The organism is Vibrio algicola (assembly GCF_009601765.2).
Lineage (GTDB): Bacteria > Pseudomonadota > Gammaproteobacteria > Enterobacterales > Vibrionaceae > Vibrio > Vibrio algicola.
Map to the genome: position 1 here is coordinate 1,760,772 of NZ_CP045699.1, position 20,294 is coordinate 1,781,065.

19 protein-coding genes are annotated in these 20,294 nt (G+C 43.0%); 12 read left to right on the forward strand and 7 right to left on the reverse strand.

Annotated features, from left to right (window positions below; all coding sequences use genetic code 11):
• Nucleotides 1-140 precede the first annotated feature (140 nt).
• Nucleotides 141-1,037 (forward strand): LysR family transcriptional regulator, encoded by an 897-nt coding sequence (locus GFB47_RS08060; protein WP_153447522.1) that lies wholly within the window; start codon nucleotides 141-143, stop codon nucleotides 1,035-1,037.
• 55 nt (nucleotides 1,038-1,092) lie between these two features.
• Here the strand turns inward: GFB47_RS08060 and GFB47_RS08065 are convergent, their stop codons facing one another.
• Nucleotides 1,093-1,950 (reverse strand): alpha/beta hydrolase, encoded by an 858-nt coding sequence (locus GFB47_RS08065; RefSeq protein WP_178306465.1) that lies wholly within the window; start codon nucleotides 1,948-1,950, stop codon nucleotides 1,093-1,095.
• A 17-nt stretch (nucleotides 1,951-1,967) separates the two neighbouring features.
• On the opposite strand from GFB47_RS08065, the gene GFB47_RS08070 reads away from it, so the two are divergent.
• Nucleotides 1,968-2,168, forward strand: a complete 201-nt coding sequence (locus GFB47_RS08070; RefSeq protein WP_153447524.1) for a type 2 periplasmic-binding domain-containing protein — start codon at nucleotides 1,968-1,970, stop codon at nucleotides 2,166-2,168.
• Between the two features lie 55 nt (nucleotides 2,169-2,223).
• Here GFB47_RS08070 and GFB47_RS08075 read toward each other — a convergent pair whose 3' ends face one another.
• Nucleotides 2,224-2,607 (reverse strand): cytochrome b562, encoded by a 384-nt coding sequence (locus GFB47_RS08075; RefSeq protein WP_153447525.1) that lies wholly within the window; start codon nucleotides 2,605-2,607, stop codon nucleotides 2,224-2,226.
• A gap of 196 nt (nucleotides 2,608-2,803) precedes the next feature.
• Between GFB47_RS08075 and GFB47_RS08080 the strand changes: the two genes are divergently transcribed.
• The 8 genes from GFB47_RS08080 to GFB47_RS08115 all read left to right on the forward strand — a co-directional run bounded on the left by GFB47_RS08080 (nucleotide 2,804) and on the right by GFB47_RS08115 (nucleotide 11,445).
• Entirely contained in the window at nucleotides 2,804-3,106 is a 303-nt protein-coding gene (locus tag GFB47_RS08080; protein ID WP_153447526.1) for a YebG family protein, read from the forward strand.
• Nucleotides 3,107-3,246: 140 nt separating this feature from the next.
• On the forward strand, nucleotides 3,247-3,888 hold the full coding sequence (locus GFB47_RS08085; protein WP_153447527.1) for a MarC family protein: 642 nt from the start codon (nucleotides 3,247-3,249) through the stop codon (nucleotides 3,886-3,888).
• Between the two features lie 237 nt (nucleotides 3,889-4,125).
• A complete protein-coding gene (gene dapD / locus GFB47_RS08090) occupies nucleotides 4,126-5,157 on the forward strand; it encodes a 2,3,4,5-tetrahydropyridine-2,6-dicarboxylate N-succinyltransferase (protein ID WP_153447528.1) in 1,032 nt (343 codons plus the stop codon).
• Nucleotides 5,158-5,418: 261 nt separating this feature from the next.
• Nucleotides 5,419-6,657, forward strand: coding sequence for a nicotinate phosphoribosyltransferase (gene pncB, locus GFB47_RS08095; protein WP_153447529.1), 1,239 nt, complete (start codon nucleotides 5,419-5,421; stop codon nucleotides 6,655-6,657).
• 107 nt (nucleotides 6,658-6,764) lie between these two features.
• A complete protein-coding gene (locus tag GFB47_RS08100) occupies nucleotides 6,765-7,976 on the forward strand; it encodes a sugar diacid recognition domain-containing protein (RefSeq protein WP_153447530.1) in 1,212 nt (403 codons plus the stop codon).
• A 150-nt stretch (nucleotides 7,977-8,126) separates the two neighbouring features.
• Entirely contained in the window at nucleotides 8,127-9,266 is a 1,140-nt protein-coding gene (locus tag GFB47_RS08105) for a glycerate kinase (protein ID WP_153447531.1), read from the forward strand.
• Between the two features lie 231 nt (nucleotides 9,267-9,497).
• Nucleotides 9,498-11,177 carry an AMP-binding protein gene (locus GFB47_RS08110; RefSeq protein WP_153447532.1) on the forward strand — a complete coding sequence of 560 codons (1,680 nt, stop codon included), beginning with the start codon at nucleotides 9,498-9,500 and terminating at the stop codon, nucleotides 11,175-11,177.
• Between the two features lie 55 nt (nucleotides 11,178-11,232).
• On the forward strand, nucleotides 11,233-11,445 hold the full coding sequence (locus GFB47_RS08115; RefSeq protein ID WP_153447533.1) for a VF530 family protein: 213 nt from the start codon (nucleotides 11,233-11,235) through the stop codon (nucleotides 11,443-11,445).
• A gap of 153 nt (nucleotides 11,446-11,598) precedes the next feature.
• Here the strand turns inward: GFB47_RS08115 and fusA are convergent, their stop codons facing one another.
• Complete coding sequence (gene fusA / locus GFB47_RS08120; protein ID WP_153447534.1) at nucleotides 11,599-13,689, reverse strand: elongation factor G; 2,091 nt, start codon at nucleotides 13,687-13,689, stop codon at nucleotides 11,599-11,601.
• 285 nt (nucleotides 13,690-13,974) lie between these two features.
• On the opposite strand from fusA, the gene mtgA reads away from it, so the two are divergent.
• Nucleotides 13,975-14,664: a monofunctional biosynthetic peptidoglycan transglycosylase gene (gene mtgA / locus GFB47_RS08125; protein WP_153447535.1), complete on the forward strand. Its 690-nt coding sequence runs from the start codon at nucleotides 13,975-13,977 to the stop codon at nucleotides 14,662-14,664.
• A gap of 98 nt (nucleotides 14,665-14,762) precedes the next feature.
• Here mtgA and radA read toward each other — a convergent pair whose 3' ends face one another.
• Together radA and serB are read right to left on the reverse strand one after the other, a co-directional pair.
• Entirely contained in the window at nucleotides 14,763-16,145 is a 1,383-nt protein-coding gene (gene radA, locus GFB47_RS08130) for a DNA repair protein RadA (RefSeq protein ID WP_153447536.1), read from the reverse strand.
• A gap of 88 nt (nucleotides 16,146-16,233) precedes the next feature.
• Nucleotides 16,234-17,214 carry a phosphoserine phosphatase gene (gene serB / locus GFB47_RS08135; RefSeq protein WP_153447537.1) on the reverse strand — a complete coding sequence of 327 codons (981 nt, stop codon included), beginning with the start codon at nucleotides 17,212-17,214 and terminating at the stop codon, nucleotides 16,234-16,236.
• A gap of 214 nt (nucleotides 17,215-17,428) precedes the next feature.
• On the opposite strand from serB, the gene GFB47_RS08140 reads away from it, so the two are divergent.
• Nucleotides 17,429-18,031 (forward strand): YtjB family periplasmic protein, encoded by a 603-nt coding sequence (locus tag GFB47_RS08140; protein WP_153447538.1) that lies wholly within the window; start codon nucleotides 17,429-17,431, stop codon nucleotides 18,029-18,031.
• A 167-nt stretch (nucleotides 18,032-18,198) separates the two neighbouring features.
• Here the strand turns inward: GFB47_RS08140 and deoD are convergent, their stop codons facing one another.
• Both deoD and deoB read right to left on the reverse strand, forming a co-directional pair.
• Nucleotides 18,199-18,921, reverse strand: coding sequence for a purine-nucleoside phosphorylase (deoD, locus tag GFB47_RS08145; protein ID WP_153447539.1), 723 nt, complete (start codon nucleotides 18,919-18,921; stop codon nucleotides 18,199-18,201).
• Nucleotides 18,922-19,043: 122 nt separating this feature from the next.
• Entirely contained in the window at nucleotides 19,044-20,264 is a 1,221-nt protein-coding gene (gene deoB / locus GFB47_RS08150) for a phosphopentomutase (protein WP_153447540.1), read from the reverse strand.
• Nucleotides 20,265-20,294: the final 30 nt, after the last annotated feature.

Consider the following 20,294-nt stretch of genomic DNA (forward strand, 5'->3'; position numbering starts at 1 on the left):
GGCATTTGATAAATCGAACATTACAATCTTAAAACCCCATCATCACAAAATAAGGTAATTGATTTCCCACCATCAATACACGCGTGTAAGATAGGCCGATTGTTAGTTTCAAAGCCAATGCCTCATTACCCAGGACAAATATGAACATCACACTGAAACAACTCAAAGTATTCGCCACCATCACCCAACATAAAACCTTGACGGTGTCGGCTGAAAAGTTGTTCTTATCCAAAGCAGCAGTCAGTTTGTCTTTAGCAGAATTAGAGCGTCAACTCGGCCACTCATTATTTGATCGGGTCAATAATCGCTTAGTATTAAACCAAGAAGGTAAACGACTGTTGCCTCTTGCTGATGAGTTATTGCACCGCACCGAGGATATTGGCAGCTTATTCCAAGCCAACGATGCCTTAAACGGTGAACTAAAAGTTGGCGCGAGTGACACCATTGGCAACCAAGTGGCACCGTATTTATTACGCGATTTTCGTCTGCAAACTCAACATCATCACCAAGGTTTATTTATTTCGAATACCGCGCTGATTTGCCAAAAGCTCATGGATTATCAGCTTGATATTGGCTTGGTCGAAGGGAAAGTTCAGTCCGATCAATTGATCATGCAAGAATGGGGACAAGATGAAATGTGCGTCGTGTGCTCGCCCGATCACCCACTGGCTCAGCAAAGCAATTTACGCATTAGCGATTTAGAATCAAGTGAATGGTTATTACGAGAACCCGGCTCCGGCACGCGAGAATTCTTCCTACGTACCATCGCGCCAAGACTAGAGAATTGGCATGAGGCATTTCAACTTAATACCACCGAAGCCATTTTAAATTCTACCACCGCCAACCTAGGCTTAGCCTGTTTATCTCGTCTGGCGGCGCAATCAGCCATTAACAGTAAACGAGTCATAGAGATCCCACTACCATTAGATATGACCCGCCGTTTTTGGCTATTGGTGCATAAAGAAAAATACCAAAGCCCACTATTAAAAACCTTTATTCAGTTTTGCTCTGACTGGAAACTGCCAAAGCATGGTTAGTGGAGTAAAACCAATGAGAGCCAACTTAACGTTAGCTCTCACTTGATTACAGATCTTATTTTGCACTCGTCTGCGTGCTGTTATGCACGACAAATTCACCAATAAGCTGGTAGGTGGTTTGCACTTCTTTTGGAACAAGATTTTGGATCATCAAATACGCATGTGTCACGGTTGGAAAATGTTGATGTTGAACTGGAACTCCAGCGGCTTTTAAACGCGCCGCATAAGCAAAATCTTCATCACGCAAGGGATCAAGCCCACCGGTAAACAACAACACTTTTGGATAAGCCTTGGTTATTGGCATATATAATGGCGAGTGCTCACGGCGATCTTCTTTATTTTGGAAATACTGATCGAAGTACCAACTGATCTTAGTTTCATCTAATAATTTACCAGTGCCATTTTCTTTTAATGAAGGCCAAGCAAGGGTGTAATCCAAGCTAGGGTAAATTAAAACAAGTTGGTTAATAAATCCGGCATGTGAGGTTTGAAATTCCGCCGCTAGAGTCGCACTAAAAGCACCACCACCACTGTCGCCAGCTAAGGTTAGATTATGCTGATAGGCGATATGTTGGCTGTCTAACAAAGAGTATGTTTGCAGTAAAACGGCGCGCGCATCATTCAAACCCGCTGGGTAAGGATTTTCTGGCGCAAGACGATAATCGACCGCCACCACAATGTCACCCGTTGCCAATGCCAAATTGCGAGCGATAGGATCATACACACCGACCGAACCGCTAAGGTGCCCGCCGCCATGAATAAAGAAAAGCACACCTGGCTTAGTCGCTTTATTGCTCAATGGCTTATGATAGATACGCGCAGGGATACGTCGGCCATTGGTATTCACATCCACATTAACAATATCAAGATTGCCTTTTGGCGTTGGGGTATAGGCTTTCGTTAAGCTTGCCAACCCTTCGCGCGAACTCAATGCGTCATAATGAGGTGTTGGTCACAACGGAACTTGACTCAGGTAAATTGATTGCGCTACTTCAACCTTATACCCGCAGTGAATTTGAATTCAGCTTGTATTACCAACCAAGATATAAAATGCCACTGCGAGTACGAGAATTTAAAGACTATTTAATTAAGCGCACTAAAGAGTTAAAAACCGACGTATTTTCTGTTTGAACCGTGTGTTTTCATTCTCTCGTTATTGGAGGTACTTTCAGCTAAAAGATAGATTTTAACCGAACAATTTACTCCAAATACTTGGGTTGCGCTTATCATGGTATTCAATTCTAAGCTCATCGACTTGGCGTAATTGTTGTTTCGCTTGATCAAGTTCCCCTGCTTTTAGGCTCGTTTCTACATTCTCCAACGTAACCGTTAATTTATTAAAACCTTCCAAGTACAAGTCTTGCTTTTCTGGTGGATAAGCACCTAACTTCGCTTTATCAATCAACTCAGTCAGGTTGGTCACTGGCACTTGCATCTCGCTGATAGTTTGCGCTTCAGCCGCATGCTTGAATTCGAGTTTCATTTCTTTCATCGTCGCTTTCAGATCCGATCCGGCAGCATAAACATTGGCGCTAACCAATAAGGCAATAAACGGGATTAAATTTTTCATAGCACAACTTTATTAAGTGTTTGAATAGTGATGAAAGTGTAACCAAAGGCGCGCTTTGGACACAAGCATAACTTGTATACAAGGTGTTACGAGGTGAACAGAAGCCGAAGCTCCCTCCTCAACCTTACTGGACAATCAGCTTAAAAAACTGTATAAAAACCCAGTCGAAATAAACTTACATAATACGGGGATAACCATGGCTGTAATCGTCAAGTACGTGGTGGAACGCAACGGAGAAGAGAAGATGACTTTTACTTCTAAAGCTGAAGCTGACGCTTATGACAAAATGTTAGATATGGCGGATGAGCTATTTACTTTGTTAGAAACCAGCAAACTGATCGAAGATGACGCACAAAAAGAAGAATTGTCGCTTTATCTGGCTCAAAACAAAGATGAAGTCCTTTACGCGCTTGGTGCTAAACGTAAACCAACACCAAAGAAAGCGGTAAAAGCAGTCCCAGAGACTGATGAAGAAAGCGATGACGCAGATGCGGCTTAGTTTTTCCCTGATCTGATTTTAAATACCAGAAGGCAATAATCGCAAATCGCGGTTGTTGCCTTTTTTATTGCCGAAGTAATTGAAGTTAACGCACAGAAGGATTAGTGTTGATGCTATTAATAAATTAAAAAGGCATTAAAATGAAAGAGTTAATCATTCATGTTTTAACCGTATTTATGGGCTTTTTTGCCATCATGAACCCTATCGCAAATACGCCGATTTTTTTAGGCTTAACTAAAGGTGATGATAGAGCGACCACAAAATCGGTGGCGTTACGATCCACTTTCCTCGCGTTTATTATTATTACCATTTTCGCCATCAGTGGTAAGGTCATTTTCGATATCTTTGGTATTACCTTATACGCCTTACGCATTACCGGCGGGATCTTGGTATTTTTAATTGGTTTTCACATGCTGCAAGGCAAGTCGCCAGCCGATAAACCGCAAACTAAAGATGTTGATATAGAAGCACAAAAAAAAGCCGCTTTGGGCTTAGCGATTACCCCCCTTGCAATGCCTCTTTTGGCCGGTCCCGGCACCATAGCAACCGCGATGAACTTCGCCGCTTCTGGTGGCATAACCCAACTGGTCACCACCATTGTTTCTTTTGGGCTACTGTGTATTTTAACCTATTTCTTATTTGTGTTTGGCGAGCGATTTGTCAAAGCGATTGGTCCAAGTGCATTGGATGTGGTCACTCGAATGATGGGTTTAATTTTGGCGGTTATCGGTATGCAAATGCTGATTGAAGGTATTGAGCAAGCATTCAAAGCGTTCACTTAAGCTGACTTATAGCTTCACGCCTTCATGGTTTATCCAATGAGAAGGCTGAATATTGAAGGCTAATCGCTAAATACTGCGATTAGCTTTTTTATTGTCTGCCTCAATTAATTACATTATTTTCACTTCAAGCCTTTTCACTGCGCGGCGCAATCATTATGATTGAACTAACAGTTTTACATTCAATCAGTCGATTCAATCAACTTGATACCAATTATTTTATATGGAGAAACATCTTAAATGGCTAATTTCGCACTTGCCTTCGGCACCGCAACTAAAAACCGTGATGGCAAAATCATCGAAGCATTCTTCCCAAGCCCAGTAATCAATCCATCCGATACTTTGGTCGCGGCGATTTCTCAAGTGACTGGTTACAAGCAAGGCAACCAAGCGATTGAGATCACTCCTGAAATCGCATCAGAATTGGCAACCGCTTTTGCAGCTCAAGGTGATATTGCCAATGCCGATTTTGCTGAAAAAGCAACGCAATCATCAGCGCCATTAGTGCTCGTTATTTTAGCCACCGATGAGCAGCCAACGTCGGTTGCTGAAGGCTTCTTAAAACTGCAACTTATTTCTCATCGTTTAGCTAAGCCACACGGTATTGTGCTAGATGGTATTTTTGGCCTGCTGCACAATATTGCTTGGACTAACCAAGGTCCTATCGATTTACCTGAACTTGCGGCGCGTCAAATTGATGCTCGCCTAAAAGGTGAAGTGATCACGGTCGATTGCGTGGATAAATTCCCTAAAATGGTGGACTACATTGTTCCAACAGGAGTGCGTATTGCCGATACTTCTCGTGTTCGTCTTGGCGCGCATGTGGGTGAAGGTACAACGGTTATGCATGAAGGTTTCATTAACTTCAATGCAGGTACTACTGGGGTAAGCATGGTTGAAGGTCGAATCTCTGCTGGCGTGATGGTTGGCGAAGGCTCTGATATCGGTGGCGGCGCGTCTATCATGGGTACGCTTTCTGGTGGCGGTAAAGTGGTGATCAAGATTGGCGAAAACAGCCTGCTTGGTGCCAACGCCGGTCTTGGTTTCCCAATGGGCGATCGCTGTACCATTGAATCAGGTCTCTACATTACCGCTGGTACTAAAGTAACCATGCTTGATGCCTCTGGCAATGAAGTTGAAGTGGCAAAAGCACGCGACCTTGCTGGTAAACCTGATCTTTTATTCCGTCGCAATTCAGTGACAGGTAAGATTGAATGCCTCACCAATAAGTCAGCGGTTGAGCTTAACAGTGAGCTACACAGCAATAACTAATTGATGGTATTTATCCTTTTAGGTTGTGATAGCTAAAAAGCTCAACACTTAAAAACATGAACCCGCTAGTTAATTGAAATCCCAGAATTTATCTGGGATTTTTTGTATCTAAACCAAGGGGAACCTATCATGACCCAAAAGCTTTTAGATCATAGCAGGCCAAATAGTTTTAGTACTCAAAAATAACGTAATAGTGAGAATCTTTCCCATACGCCCCGTTGTCAGGTAAAATAGCCAGATTATTGTAATTTGAATTATGCTATGACTATTTCTCACTCTGCGATCCAATCGACACAAACCACCCCGACCCTTGCTGAAGATGCGAGTGTAGGCTCAGTTATTATCGACTCACTGCTTGATACCGATGCCTATAAACTGCATATGCAACAAGCGGTTTTTCATCAATATCCGAATGTTGATGTGGTGGCCGAGTTTCATTGTCGTAGCCAAGAAGACTTAAGCGCATTACTCGAACCACTAAAAGCTCAAATTATCGCCTTATGCCAATTACGCTTCACCGCACCTGAGTTAGATTACCTTGCATCATTACCTTTTTATCAAGCCGATTATCTGGCGTATTTGGCACAATTTCAGCTCAGTGAAGATACCATTGAGGTCTGCGTGCAAGCAGGACAACTCAAGGTCAAGTTAAGCGGAAAATGGTTGGATGTGATTTTATGGGAAGTGCCATTACTGGCGATCATCAGTGAATTACGTTTGCAACTAAAATACCCTGATATTCAAGTCAGTGATGCGGTGACTCACTTAAAGCACAAGCTTGCCCTCTTTAATCAACAGCCAAACATTTCTGATTTCAATTTAATTGATTTTGGTACGCGTCGCCGTTTTTCTAAAGCAGTACAAGACGCGATTGTAAGTGAGCTGATTGAGCACTGCCCGCAATTTACCGGCACATCAAATTATGCGCTGGCGTATAAATACAATATTCCTGCAGTCGGCACTCAAGCGCATGAATGGTTCCAAGCACATCAGCAACTCTGCGCTGTTTTGGCCAATTCACAGCAAATGGCATTAAGCTCATGGTTAAAAGAATACCCCAACACGCTTGGGCTGGCGTTAACCGACTGCATCACTATGGATGCATTTTTGCGTGATTTTAACGCGGACTTCTCGCATCAATTTATCGGTTTGCGTCATGATAGTGGTGCTCCAATCGCATGGGGCGAGAAAGCAATTCGTCATTACCAAACGCTAGGCATTGATCCAACCACCAAAGTCTTAGTCTTTTCTGATGGTCTATCGCTTGAAAAAGCCACCGAAATCTACACTCACTTTGTTGGGCGTATTCAAACCAGTTTCGGCATTGGCACTAAGCTGACCTGCGATATCCCAAATGTCGATAGTTTAAACATCGTATTAAAGCTGACCGCTTGCCAAGGCAAACCTGTGGCTAAGATTTCCGATGAACCTGGCAAAAGTATGTGTCGCGACGAAGCTTATTTACAGCAGTTAAAAAAAGCATTTAAGCTGGCATCGTAATTGTGCAAGCTCACAATTAACTCTAAATCACAACTTATCATCTCATCACTGACAAAGCGCTCTTTCTAAGATAATCTCAATGCAGGTTATCTTAGTAGGACGCTCTCATGCCGCTTAACAATCTTTCCACCACTCAGTTACTTTCGAATCGTTCACTGACAAATCAATCTCTAGAGACACATTTAGCGCAGCAAATCGTTGACCGTACGATGGCGATCATTAACACCAATATTAATGTGATGGATAACACCGGTCGAATTATCTCAAGTGGTGATCCTAGCCGTATTGGGCAATTACATGATGGGGCATTATTAGCGATTCAGCATGATGACACGGTGGAGGTGAGCCAATCTGATCATGATAGCGAACACACGTTAAAAGGGGTTAAAGCTGGAATAAATCTATTGCTTAAACACCAACAAAAAATCGTTGGTGTGGTTGGGATCACCGGCGATCCCGAGCAAATCCGCACCTACGCTAAGCTGGTTAAAATGACAGCTGAAATGTTGATTGAACATTCATTTTTGGTCGAGCAATTACAGTGGGATAAACGCCATATCGAGGAATTTATTTCTTTATTGATAACCAATCAACTGGATCAAGAACAACTAAACTTATGGGCGAATAGACTGCAATTGGATCTTTCTCAACCAAGAATTGCTATGCTGATCGAGCTTGATAAGGATATTGACGCTAATGACTTTAGTTCGATTAAACAAGCGGTTAATTCGCTTGAACATCCCACTAAAAATAATTTAATGGCGGTCACGTCTACTAATCAAATCGTGGTGCTGGCGCCTTGCCATATAAAAAAGGGTCAAAGGGTTCCTGCGACTGAGAGTAAAAAAATAGACCGACTATTAATCCAACTTAAACGCCAAGGCATCCATCACTTACATATCGCCCTCGGACAGTTTTTTACCAATTTTAATCATATCCATTTGTCTTATCAAAGTGCCTTGCAAGTTCTCGCCAGTGGGAAAAATAAAGCACCACAACAAGCCAAATATCTATTTGATGAATTTCGTTTGCCGGTACTGTTATCGCCTTTAGCGCAGCAATGGCAAGGTGAGCAACTCAGCCAAGCTGTAGCGAGCTTAAAGCAACAAGATAAGTCAGGACAATTACTTAAAACCTTGCACGCACTGTTTGAGCATCAAGGTAATTTAAAAGCTTGCGCTGAAAGTCTGTTTATTCACCGTAACACTCTGCGTTATCGCCTCGATAAAATTGAATCGATCACTCATATTTCACCGCATAATTTTACCGGATTGGTTGAATTGTATATTTCGTCACAGCTAATAGAGGTAACAGCATAAATTGGGGCATGAACTCGACTTCGCATTCTTATTGTTCATTTGCACAGTTTTTGACATTTCACCGCTTGTGATATTTGGCACTATCGCTAAAGGATTTATCCATACTTGCTGCCATAATAAAACCTTCATAACAGGGTAAAGGACATCAAAATGAAAATTGTTATCGCCCCCGATTCATTTAAAGAAAGTTTAACCGCCAAGCAAGTGTGCCAAGCCATTGAAGATGGTCTGCGCCGTGTGTGGCCTCAAGCCGAATATGTACAAGTTCCTGTTGCCGATGGCGGCGAAGGAACCGTGCAATCTTTAATTGATGCCACTCAAGGTGAGTTGATCGAACTTAGTGTAACTGGCCCATTAAAAATGCCAGTTGAGGCTTTTTATGGACGACTTGGTGGAGATAACCAATCAACCGCAATTATCGAAATGGCGGCTGCCAGCGGGTTACACCATGTTAAATCTGAACAGCGCGATCCTAAACTCACCACCAGCTTTGGCACTGGAGAGTTGATTTTGCATGCACTCAATAATGGCGTGACAAAATTAATCTTAGGCCTAGGCGGCAGCGCCACTAATGATGGTGGTATGGGAATGCTAGAAGCTCTAGGAGTGCGTTTTTTAGATGAGGCCCAACAACCCATTGCAGGTAATGGTATTGGCTTAACTCAAATAAAAACGATTGATATCAGTGGCCTTGATGCGCGTTTAGCCAATTGTGACATTGAGATCGCGTGTGATGTGGATAATCCATTATGCGGCGAAGATGGCGCAACCGTCACTTTTGGTCAGCAAAAAGGCGCCAGTGCACAAGACACTCAGCTACTTGATCAAGCGCTCAGTCATTACGCTGATTTAATCGAGCAACAACTGGGAAAATCAGTAAAAGACATCCAAGGTGCTGGCGCGGCTGGCGGCTTAGGGGCGGCCTTCCTCGGCTTTACTTCTGCCACTTTAAAGCCAGGTATCGAAATCGTATTAGCAACATTAAACATCGACACTCAGTTAAAAGGTAGCGATTTAGTCATTACAGGTGAAGGCCGCATTGATTGGCAAAGTGCTCATGGTAAGACCCCAGTCGGAGTCGCCAAAGCCGCGAAACGCTATGATATCCCTGTGATTGCATTGGCGGGTTGTTTAGGTGATAACTATCAAGAAGTGTATGACTACGGTATTGACGCGGTCTTTGCCGCCATTCCTCGCCCGTTAGACCTAGCCACCGCTTTTGCCGAGGCTGAAATCAACATGGCGAACTTAGCCGAGAATGTGGCACGGGTTTGGCAAGTTAGCCGGTAGTTAAACCAGCACCACAAAACAACAGCCATAATCGAATTAACCTGATTAACCAAATCAGTTGAACCAATTGAATCAATTAAATGCAACACATCACACCGACATAAATATTTACACAGTAAGCGGCTACTGCGATCACAAATATCAACTGGTTGGACCTTTGTCTTATTGTGCTTTGCTAATTATCACGCTACAAATGTTAATATTATGTAAAAACAACCACAAGGTGTGATTATGAGCTCAAGCTTAGAGATGGATTTCAATACGTTAAGCATGCCGCACGAAAAGGTATTAGAGTGGGCACAACAGCGTCCAAACGAAATTTATTTATCGCAACCAATTGATCGAAAAATGAAAACCTTCACTTATTTTGAAGTGGTCGATCAAGCCTTAAGTTTAGTCACAGCATTACAAGGATTAGGTTTCGAGCCACGAGATAAAATCGCCCTCATTTCAAAAAACTGCGCCGAGTGGTTTATTTGTGATTTAGCCTTAATGCTGGGTGACTATGTGAGTGTACCGATTTTCCCAACTGCAGGCGGAGAAACGATTGAACATTGCTTAACCCATAGTGAAGCCAAAGCGGTGATTGTGGGTAAATTAGACGACAATCAAGCCACGGTTGAAGTGTTAGCGGCTCATCCTGAAATAGTGTCAATAAGTTTACCGTATACCAATGTTCCCACTTGTCAGCATGAATATTCTGTTTTAGTTGAAAGCCATCAGCCAAGCACAGAGAGACCCAATCACCGTACTGACACCTTGATGTCGCTGGTATATACCTCGGGCACCTCTGGCCTGCCGAAAGGCGCAATGCTCACTTATGGCGGCTTTGCGTGGAGTGCGCATAACATTAGCAACCATATCGTACTCGAAAACGACGATAAATTGTTATCTTACCTTCCTTTGGCCCATATTACCGAGCGAGTGTATATCCTAGGCTCGTCAATGATTGGTGGCGTGCCGACGGGGTTTGTCGAGAGCTTAGATACCTTTATTGATGATGTTAAAAACCAGCAACCTACTTTGTTTATCTCGGTGCCACGTTTATGGACGCTATTCCAACAACGTATTTTAGATAAAATGCCACAACGTAAGTTAAACATTTTACTGGCGATCCCGTTTATTAACTCTATCGTTAAAAAGAAAATCGCCACCGGTTTAGGCCTAGATAAAGCGCGAGTACTTGGCTGTGGCTCTGCGCCAATTTCACCTGCGTTGTTAGACTGGTATCACAAGGTTGGCATGAATATCACCGAAGCATGGGGCATGACCGAAACCTTTGCTTATAGCACTATTAACTATCCATTTAGAGCCGATAAAATTGGCACCGTTGGCCCAGCAGGTCCTGGGGTAGAAATACAAATTGCCAGCGATCAAGAAATCATGGTGCGTGGTCATGGATTATTTGCCGGTTATTACAAGAATGATCAAGCGACTCAAGAAAGTTTTGATGACAATGGTTGGCTACACACTGGTGATATTGGCAGTTTGGATGATGAAGGCTTCTTATCCATTGAAGGGCGTAAAAAAGACACCTTCAAAACCGCTAAAGGCAAGTTTGTTTCCCCTGTTCCGATTGAGAAAAAAATCTTTGAGCATTCGCGAGTCGAAATGATGTGTTTAATTGGATTGGGCTTACCCGCGCCAATTTTACTGGTGATCCCGCACGCCTTTAAACACTTTGATCGCGATCGTTATGAGCGAAAGACCAAAAAGATCATTGCTCAAATTAACCAAGATTTAGAATCCCATGCCAAAATCAAAGGCGTGTTAATGATCAAAGAACCTTGGTCGATTGAAAATAATATCTTAACCCCAACCTTAAAAATCAAACGTCATGTGCTAGAGAAAAAATATCATGATGTTGGTGCTAACTGGCCAAGTGATAAATTTGTGGTGTGGGAGGAATGAGTCTAAGGCCAGATTGCTATATACTGGCCATAGTTCAATTACCTTTAGGCTTATTATGTCGCAAAACAACAACCCACTACACGGTATTACTCTTGAAAAATTACTCACTGAATTAGTGGAGCATTACGGTTGGGAGCAATTAGGACAGATGGTTAACATTCGCTGTTTCACTTCCGATCCGAGTATCAAATCGAGTTTGAAATTTTTGCGTAAAACCGAATGGGCGCGCGTGAAGGTTGAGAATATTTATATTGGACTTAAAGGGTAATACTTCGTACGAAAAGATCTGGTTAGCTCCAATTATTGATGACAAAAAGCGCCAGTAATCAGTAACCAGTAACCAGTAACCAAATTTAAGACATAAAAAAACCCGCTATCACTAGCGGGTTTTTATTTAAGCTTTAAAAGTGACTAATAAGAATTACTTCTTCTCAGCTTCTTTGCGTGCTTTAACGTCAGCAATTACTTGCTCTGCTACGTTGCTTGGACATGGTGAGTAGTTAGCGAATTCCATAGAGAATTGGCCACGACCAGATGTCATTGTACGTAGAGAACCGATGTAACCGAACATTTCAGAAAGCGGTACGTCTGCCTTGATGCGAACGCCTGTAACGCCAGCTTCTTGGTCTTTGATCATGCCACGACGACGGTTAAGGTCACCGATAACATCACCAACGTGATCTTCAGGAGTGAACACGTCAACTGCCATGATAGGCTCAAGAAGTTGAGCACCAGCTTTAGGCATAGATTGACGGAATGCACCTTTCGCTGCAATTTCAAATGCTACTGCAGATGAATCGACTGCGTGGAAGCCACCATCGAATAGTTCAACTTCAACGTCTAGAGTTGGGAAGCCCGCTAGAACACCGTTGTCCATCATGCCAGCAAAACCTTTCTCGATTGCAGGCCAGAATTCTTTAGGAACGTTACCGCCCACAACAGAAGATTTGAACGTAAAGCCAGAGTTTTGCTCACCCGGCTTGATACGGTAGTCGATTTTACCAAATTGACCAGAACCACCAGATTGTTTCTTGTGCGTGTAGCTATCTTCAATTGCTTGAGTAATAGTTTCACGGTAAGCAACTTGTGGTTGACCAACAATAAGGTCTACGCCGTAAGTACGCTTCAAGATGTCTACTTTGATGTCTAAGTGAAGCTCACCCATACCTTTAAGGATGGTTTCGCCTGTTTCTTCATCAGTTTCAACTTGGAATGATGGATCTTCTGCAACCATTTTACCGATAGCGATACCCATTTTCTCAGAACCGCCTTTATCTTTAGGCTGTACAGCAATCGAGATTACTGGAGTTGGGAATACCATTGGTTCTAGAGTTACTTGGTGCTTAGGATCACAAAGAGTGTGACCAGTTTGCACGTTCTTCATACCAACGATAGCGATGATATCGCCCGCTTGTGCTGAAGTAAGCTCTTTACGATCATCCGCTTGCATCTCAACCATACGGCCAACACGCTCTGTTTTACCAGTGAATGAGTTCATGATGGTGTCGCCTTTGTTCAATTTACCAGAGTAAATACGAACGAAAGTTAACGCGCCAAAACGGTCATCCATGATTTTGAATGCAAGTGCTTTGAATGTTTCATCAGCAGACACGATAGCGTGCTCGCCATTTTCGTTGCCTTCTTCATCCATTAGAGGTTGTGGATCAACTTCAGTTGGAGCTGGTAGGTAATCTACAACAGCATCAAGTACTAGTTGCATACCTTTGTTCTTAAATGCAGAACCACAGTATGTTGGGAAGAACGCTAGGTCACGAGTACCTTTACGGATACAACGCTTGATTTCTTCTTCAGAAGGTTCTTCACCTTCCATGTAAGCCATCATTAGGTCGTCGTCTTGCTCAACAGCAGTTTCGATCATTTCTTCACGGTATTGCTCTACATCGTCAACCATGTCCGCAGGAACATCTTCAACAGTGTAGTTTTCTGGTAGACCAGTTTCGTCCCAGATATATGCTTTACGAGAAAGAACGTCTACAACGCCTTTAAAGTCATCTTCAATACCGATTGGTAGAGTCATGATAAGTGGAGTAGCACCAAGTACTTTCTTCACTTGCTCTGTAACACGGTAGAAATCTGCACCCATACGGTCCAGTTTGTTTACGAAAATGATACGTGCAACTTCAGATTCGTTAGCGTAACGCCAGTTAGTTTCTGACTGAGGCTCAACACCACCAGAACCACAGAATACACCAACACCGCCATCAAGAACTTTAAGAGAACGATATACTTCAACAGTGAAGTCAACGTGTCCAGGAGTATCGATAACGTTAAAACGGTGGTCTTTCCAGAAACAACTTACTGCTGCTGACTGGATAGTAATTCCGCGCTCAGCTTCTTGTTCCATGAAGTCAGTAGTTGATTCGCCATCATGTACTTCACCCGTTTTGTGGATAGTACCTGTTAGCTTAAGGATACGCTCAGTGGTGGTTGTTTTACCCGCATCAACGTGGGCAAAAATACCAATGTTTCTGTATTTTGATAAGTCAGTCATTGTCTTACTCTATTAATAGGATATAAAGTTCGCGCAGAGTATAACACAATCTGTCAAGACTGATATCCCCTGTGCACATTTGCATAAAAAATCTTTTTCTTCGCTTGTATCAAGCGGCTAAATCTTGGTGATTAATACTGATTTTTGATACGTTCTCTCTATTTACGTCTTGATTGTTACAGCTTGAATATCACCAACTTACAATATCTGCTATGGTTTATCTCACCGAACAATGGATGTTGTGAACGCATTTTAAGCAAAAATAAAAAAAGCGAAAGGATTAGCATGAGAAAATGGATAAAAAAATGGCTATTACGTCTAATTATTGGTTTTATCGGCTTATCTATACTCATTACGCTGCCGTTACGTTGGGTAAATCCGGTACTTTGGAGTTGGCAATTACAGCGTGAATTCGCGCCGCCTAAAAATTATCAACCTCAGCCAGCAGCAAAATGGGTCACAATTGATGCTATTTCTCCTTATATGCAACTCGCGGTAATCGCATCCGAAGATCAACACTTCCCTAATCATCACGGCATTGATTTTGAATCCACTACCAAAGCGGTGGAAGATATCATTACTGGCGAACGTCGACGTGGTGCCAGCACTATCACTCAACAAACAGTAAAAAATTTATTTTTATGGCCAGGTGAGAGTTTAGTTCGTAAAGGGATTGAAGCTTGGTTAAGTGTGTTGGTTGAACTCGAGTGGAACAAGCCGCGCATTCTCGAGATTTATTTAAACTTAGCCGAATTTGGTCCGGGTATTTTCGGAGTGCAAGCGGCTAGCCAACATTTTTTCGGTATTAATGCCAACCAACTTTCTGCCACACAAGCAGCGCGACTGGCGGCGGTATTACCTAATCCCTACTTATTTAAAGTCAACCAACCCACGCCATACCAATGGCAACGCATGAGTTGGATTGAAACTCAAATGAATCAACTTGGCTTAGGTTATCTAAAAGAAATGAAATAATACCAAGCCATAAATTTAATGATCGTTCAAAATTGAGCAAATATTAAATGGAATTGGTATAAGAGATCACACGCCACGCTCCCTGAACAATAGAACACTTAAAGCTCATCAAAAGCGTCAATGGCTTCTGAGAGTTTTTTTACCCCGTGGATTTGCATGCCCGCAATACCGCCTTTAGGCATATTGGCAGCTGGCACAATCGCGCGTTTAAAGCCGTGCTTATGTGCTTCCATTAAGCGCTCTTGGCCACTTGGCACTGGGCGAATTTCTCCCGCTAAGCCGACTTCGCCAAACACCACCACATCTTTGGGTAATGGCCTATCTTTAAAGCTCGAAAGCAACGCCATCAACAATGCTAAATCGGCGCTGGTTTCAGCAACTTTAACCCCACCAACCACATTGATAAAGACATCTTGATCGGCCATTTGTAAGCCGCCATGTTTATGTAATACCGCCAACAGCATTGATAATCGATTTTGATCTAAGCCTACCGCCACTCGGCGCGGATTGGCTAATTGCGAATAATCCACCAGCGCTTGGATCTCAACCAGAAGTGGACGGGTACCTTCCCACACGACCATCACCGAACTGCCTGAGGTTTCTTCATCGCCGCGCGATAAGAAAATCGCCGATGGATTACTGACTTCTTTTAAGCCTTGCCCTGTCATAGCAAATACGCCCAGTTCATTCACCGCACCAAAACGGTTTTTATGACTGCGTAATGTTCTAAAGCGACTGTCCGCGCCACCATCGAGCAATACTGAACAATCGATAATATGTTCTAATACTTTAGGCCCGGCGAGTGTGCCATCTTTGGTCACATGCCCGACTAAAAATACTGCCACATTATTTTGTTTGGCATAACGGGTTAAGGTGGTGGCCGATTCCCGCACTTGAGACACACTGCCTGGTGAAGATTGCACGTCTGCTACATGCATCACTTGGATCGAATCGATCACGATGATCTTAGGTTGTTCTTTTTCGGCTATTTGGCAAATCTTATCTACGCTGGTTTCTGACAGCATTTTTAAATGATCTTTTGGTAACCCCAAACGGGACGCGCGCATTGCTACTTGCTGCAGCGACTCTTCGCCAGTGACATATAATGTGGGCATTTGCGCGGCTAAACGACACACGGTTTGCAACAATAAAGTACTTTTACCTGCGCCAGGATTACCACCGATCAAAACCGCCGACCCAGGTACAATGCCGCCACCTAAGACTCGATCAAACTCTTTAAAGCCGGTCGATACCCGTGGCACTTCTTGTAAGTCAATTTCAGATAAATTTTGAACTTGAGATTCAGTGTTGCCACCGGCATAACCCGATAAACGTTCATTACGCGCCACTTGCGGTGAGGCGGCCAGTCGTACTTCGGTAATGGTGTTCCATGCTCCGCAAGCACTACACTGCCCTTGCCAACGTGGAAAATCTGCTCCGCAGTCATTACACACATAAGCGCGTTTTGCTTTACTCGCCATCAAGTTCTCTCAATTTTCAATCATTTAATGGAAAAAGGCAGAACGATTAAGCCCTGCCTTTGTTTGAAGTTTTAAACTTGCACTAATTCTACGGGATCGCTTTCCAGCTGACACGTTTTTGTTTAATTAATGCCGCGGATAAGATACATACGATACCGCCAAGACCGGCATATCTGACTACCGTTTGTGCTTGTTGTTCAACTTTGGGTTTAGCGTGATACGCCACCCCTAAGCCTGCGGTTGCCATCATGACTAAGTCATTGGCCCCATCACCAACGGCAATGGTATTATGCGCTTCAACATCATATTCATCGGCGAGACTCACCAAAATATCGGCTTTGGTTTGCGCCGAAACCACATCACCTAATACTTGTCCGGTTAGCTTACCATCGACAATTTCAAGCGTATTGGATTGAGCGAAATCTAGTCCTAATACTGATTTAAGATGATCGGAGAAATAGGTAAAGCCACCGGATGCAATCGCGGTTTTCCAACCCAGTAAGCTTAAGGTATTAATCAACTCTTCTAACTCTGGCATAAACGGTAATGTCAAACGTACTTGCTCAAGAATTGATTCATTCGCGCCCGCTAATGCGCCGACTCGCTCACGCAAACTGGCTTCAAAATCTAATTCCCCTTGCATTGCCCGTTCGGTAATGGCTGACACTTGTTCACCAACACCTGCCAATTTAGCGATCTCATCAATACATTCAATTTGAATCGCGGTGGAATCCATATCCATCACAATTAAACCGGGTTTATGCAATTCAGGGAGTATCGTGACCGGCGCACAGTCGAGCTTCATACCATGCACAAATTCCATCAACTCTGGCGAGAACTCACCAGACATCAACACCACTTCGTAGCGCCCCACTTTCCAAGCATCCAGCACCGCATGTTCAACACCGGTAAAAGTATCAATGGCATCAAAATACTCAGGTGGTAAATACTCACCAAACACGATCCATTGCGAGTTCACTTTGGCTAAACTGCTGTGAATTTGAGTTTCAGGAAAGCGCTTTTGCAGTGAGATATTACGCTGTATCTTTAATTTTTTTACGACATCCATGTTTCATATCCTTATTTAACTGCCTCCAAGTTACCCTATTGCAAATTAGTTATGCAAGTATTTCACTCACTCAAATGATAAATCTCTTGTTTCTAACCTGTTTTCACTAGGTAACTTCAAGCAGCTACTTGAATTCGCTTGGGTATATTACTTTCAGAAAATCCCAGACTTCAGTTATACTTATCAATAGTGTTATTTATCGGTTAAGGTCTCTATGCAAACCTCTTTATTTTCATGGCGTGTTTTTTTGCGTTTATTGGCGATTGTACTGCTCAGCGGTCTGTTTGCTTACACCATTATAAACAGCTTTGTGATCAGTCGAGATAATGAACGAATTCAAAATCATCAACTTGATACTTTGACTAACCTACTCATTTCTCAAGCGGCGATGTCGGCCAGCGATCTTATTGTCAATGATGAGCAAGATGCGTTATTAAAATTAACCAATCAAATTTCAGCCGAACCTTTAGTGCATGATGCAACCATTTATAACGCAGAAGGCATTCGCTTAGCCGCCAGCGACGATGCAAAATCGGTACGAGAAACTTTAGGCTTAGATACCCCACTTCAAAGCTCTAACATTGGCCGCGAACAATTGGTCGAACCTATTTTTAACGACCACAATGCAATTGGCTTTATCCGCATTACTTTTGAGAAAGGTTTAGTGACCGCTATTTCAGACCATCGTTACCGCAATAGTGATCATTTAATGTATTTGATGCTTATCATCAGTTTCTTTAGTGGCGGTTTACTGTGTTTGCTACTGATTTACAAGCCTAAAGACAATATCGAAAATATCTTATTGAAAGATTTGTAGTACCGATTCCATTTACTATTTGAATAGCCGAGTTCTGATCACCCAATGACTCAAATTGTTATAACTCTCTTGATTACGCGCTAACAAAAAACTCCAATCGCATCAGCCATTGGAGTTTTTTTAGTTACCGCTTAGCATTAGATTCACAATGCTATTTAAACGATAGATTAAGCGTCTTTATCGCCTAAAATCACAGAGTCTAGTGCGATATGGATCATTTCGTTAAACGTGGTTGCACGCTCATCAGATGTTGTTTGCTCACCCGATTTAATGTGATCCGATACCGTACAAATTGCGACTGCTTTTGCGCCGTATTCTGCCGCTGCACCATAGATGCCCGCCGCTTCCATTTCAACACCTAGGATGTCGTATTTGTCCATAACGGTGAACATGTCTGGATCTGGAGTGTAGAATAAATCAGCAGAGAAAAGGTTACCCACTTTCACGTTAATGCCACGCGCTTTCGCCGCTTCTTCGGCATTTTTTACCATGTGGTAATCCGCAATCGCTGCAAAATCGTGATCTTTAAAGCGCATACGGTTCACTTTAGAGTCAGTACATGCGCCCATGCCAATCACAACATCACGCAATTTAATGCTATCGCTTACTGCGCCACAGCTGCCCACTCGAATAATTTTTTTCACGCCGAAATCTTTAAACAACTCAGTGACATAGATAGAGCAAGAAGCAATACCCATACCGTGACCCATTACTGAGACTTTACGACCTTGGTAAGTACCAGTGTAACCAAGCATGTTACGAACATTACAAACTTGAACCGCACCATCCAAGAAGTTTTCTGCGATGTATTGGGCGCGTAGCGGATCGCCAGGCATCAATACTACGTCTGCAAAGTCACCCATTTCAGCATTAATATGTGGAGTTGCCATGTTGTTTTCCTTTATTAGTTTTCGTTCACTGCTCATTTTAAAGCAGTAATTAAAATAATTATTCTGTTTATATCGTCGTCTCAGGGATGACGACGATTATATTTCGAGTTTTTCGTTCTTGCTTACAAAAACGACTTGCCGTAATCCATATCAGAAGTATCAAAATACTTCGCTAGGCTTTGACCAATATCGGCAAAAGTATCACGACGACCTAAAGAGCCGGCTGGGATCTTAGGTCCTGATACTAACACTGGAATATGTTCACGCGTATGATCACTACCCGGCCAGGTTGGATCGCAACCATGGTCGGCGGTTAAGATCAGAATATCGTCTTCTTTTAGCAGTGCTTGAATTTCTGGTAAGCGCTTGTCGAAGTATTCCAATGCGGCAGCATAACCTGCCACATCACGGCGGTGACCGTAAGAAGAATCAAAATCAACGAAGTTAGTAAATACGATGGTGTTATCACCGGCACGTTTTACTTGCTCAAGCGTGGCATCAAATAATGCTTCTAGGCCGGTGGCTTTGAATTTTTGCGTAATACCACAGCCAGCATAAATATCAGAGATCTTACCGATAGAGACCACTTCACCATTTTTTTCGTCGACTAATTTTTGCAATATTGTCGGCGCTGGCGGCTCAAGTGATAAATCATGACGATTACCAGTACGAGCAAACTCACCCGCTTTAGCGCCAATAAATGGACGCGCAATAACACGGCCAATATTATAAGGTTCTAGCTCTTCACGAACAATCTCGCACAGCTCAAGTAAGTTATCTAAGCCGTAGGTTTCTTCATGGCAAGCAATTTGGAAAACAGAATCTGCCGAAGTATAAAAGATCGGCCAACCGCTTTTCATGTGCTCTTCACCAAGCTCATCAAGAATAACCGTACCCGATGAATGGCAGTTACCAAGATAACCAGGCAGCTTTGCGCGTTTTACGATGCTATCAAGTAACTCTTGAGGAAAGCTATTGGTTTTATCGCTAAAATAGCCCCAATCAAACAATACTGGCACACCTGCAATTTCCCAGTGACCAGACGGGGTATCTTTACCCGAAGATAACTCGGCAGCATGGGCATAAGCGCCAGTGATCACGGCATCTTCATCTAGACCAATTGGGAATTTTCCGGTTGATTCTTGCCCCGCTTTTCCTAAGCCTAACTTCGATAAATTTGGCAGCTGCAATGGGCCGCTACGCAAATCATTATCTGCTAGGCCTTGGCTGCATTGTTCTGCTATGTGGCCGAGAGTATCTGCGCCAACATCACCAAATTTATCTGCATCTTGCGAAGCACCGACTCCAAAAGAGTCCAGTACTAGAATTATTGCACGTTTCATAATTAGCTCTCCTACCAAGCACGCAAGATC

Coding starts and splice junctions, on each gene's coding strand:
- GFB47_RS08110 (WP_153447532.1), top strand. CDS start 9,498: ATGAGCTCAAGCTTAGAGATGGATTTCAATACGTTAAGCATGCCGCAC.
- GFB47_RS08105 (WP_153447531.1), top strand. CDS start 8,127: ATGAAAATTGTTATCGCCCCCGATTCATTTAAAGAAAGTTTAACCGCC.
- radA (WP_153447536.1), bottom strand. CDS start 16,145: ATGGCGAGTAAAGCAAAACGCGCTTATGTGTGTAATGACTGCGGAGCA.
- GFB47_RS08075 (WP_153447525.1), bottom strand. CDS start 2,607: ATGAAAAATTTAATCCCGTTTATTGCCTTATTGGTTAGCGCCAATGTT.
- dapD (WP_153447528.1), top strand. CDS start 4,126: ATGGCTAATTTCGCACTTGCCTTCGGCACCGCAACTAAAAACCGTGAT.
- GFB47_RS08140 (WP_153447538.1), top strand. CDS start 17,429: ATGCAAACCTCTTTATTTTCATGGCGTGTTTTTTTGCGTTTATTGGCG.
- pncB (WP_153447529.1), top strand. CDS start 5,419: ATGACTATTTCTCACTCTGCGATCCAATCGACACAAACCACCCCGACC.
- mtgA (WP_153447535.1), top strand. CDS start 13,975: ATGAGAAAATGGATAAAAAAATGGCTATTACGTCTAATTATTGGTTTT.
- GFB47_RS08080 (WP_153447526.1), top strand. CDS start 2,804: ATGGCTGTAATCGTCAAGTACGTGGTGGAACGCAACGGAGAAGAGAAG.
- deoD (WP_153447539.1), bottom strand. CDS start 18,921: ATGGCAACTCCACATATTAATGCTGAAATGGGTGACTTTGCAGACGTA.
- GFB47_RS08085 (WP_153447527.1), top strand. CDS start 3,247: ATGAAAGAGTTAATCATTCATGTTTTAACCGTATTTATGGGCTTTTTT.
- serB (WP_153447537.1), bottom strand. CDS start 17,214: ATGGATGTCGTAAAAAAATTAAAGATACAGCGTAATATCTCACTGCAA.
- GFB47_RS08100 (WP_153447530.1), top strand. CDS start 6,765: ATGCCGCTTAACAATCTTTCCACCACTCAGTTACTTTCGAATCGTTCA.
- GFB47_RS08070 (WP_153447524.1), top strand. CDS start 1,968: ATGCGTCATAATGAGGTGTTGGTCACAACGGAACTTGACTCAGGTAAA.
- fusA (WP_153447534.1), bottom strand. CDS start 13,689: ATGACTGACTTATCAAAATACAGAAACATTGGTATTTTTGCCCACGTT.
- GFB47_RS08060 (WP_153447522.1), top strand. CDS start 141: ATGAACATCACACTGAAACAACTCAAAGTATTCGCCACCATCACCCAA.
- GFB47_RS08115 (WP_153447533.1), top strand. CDS start 11,233: ATGTCGCAAAACAACAACCCACTACACGGTATTACTCTTGAAAAATTA.
- deoB (WP_153447540.1), bottom strand. CDS start 20,264: ATGAAACGTGCAATAATTCTAGTACTGGACTCTTTTGGAGTCGGTGCT.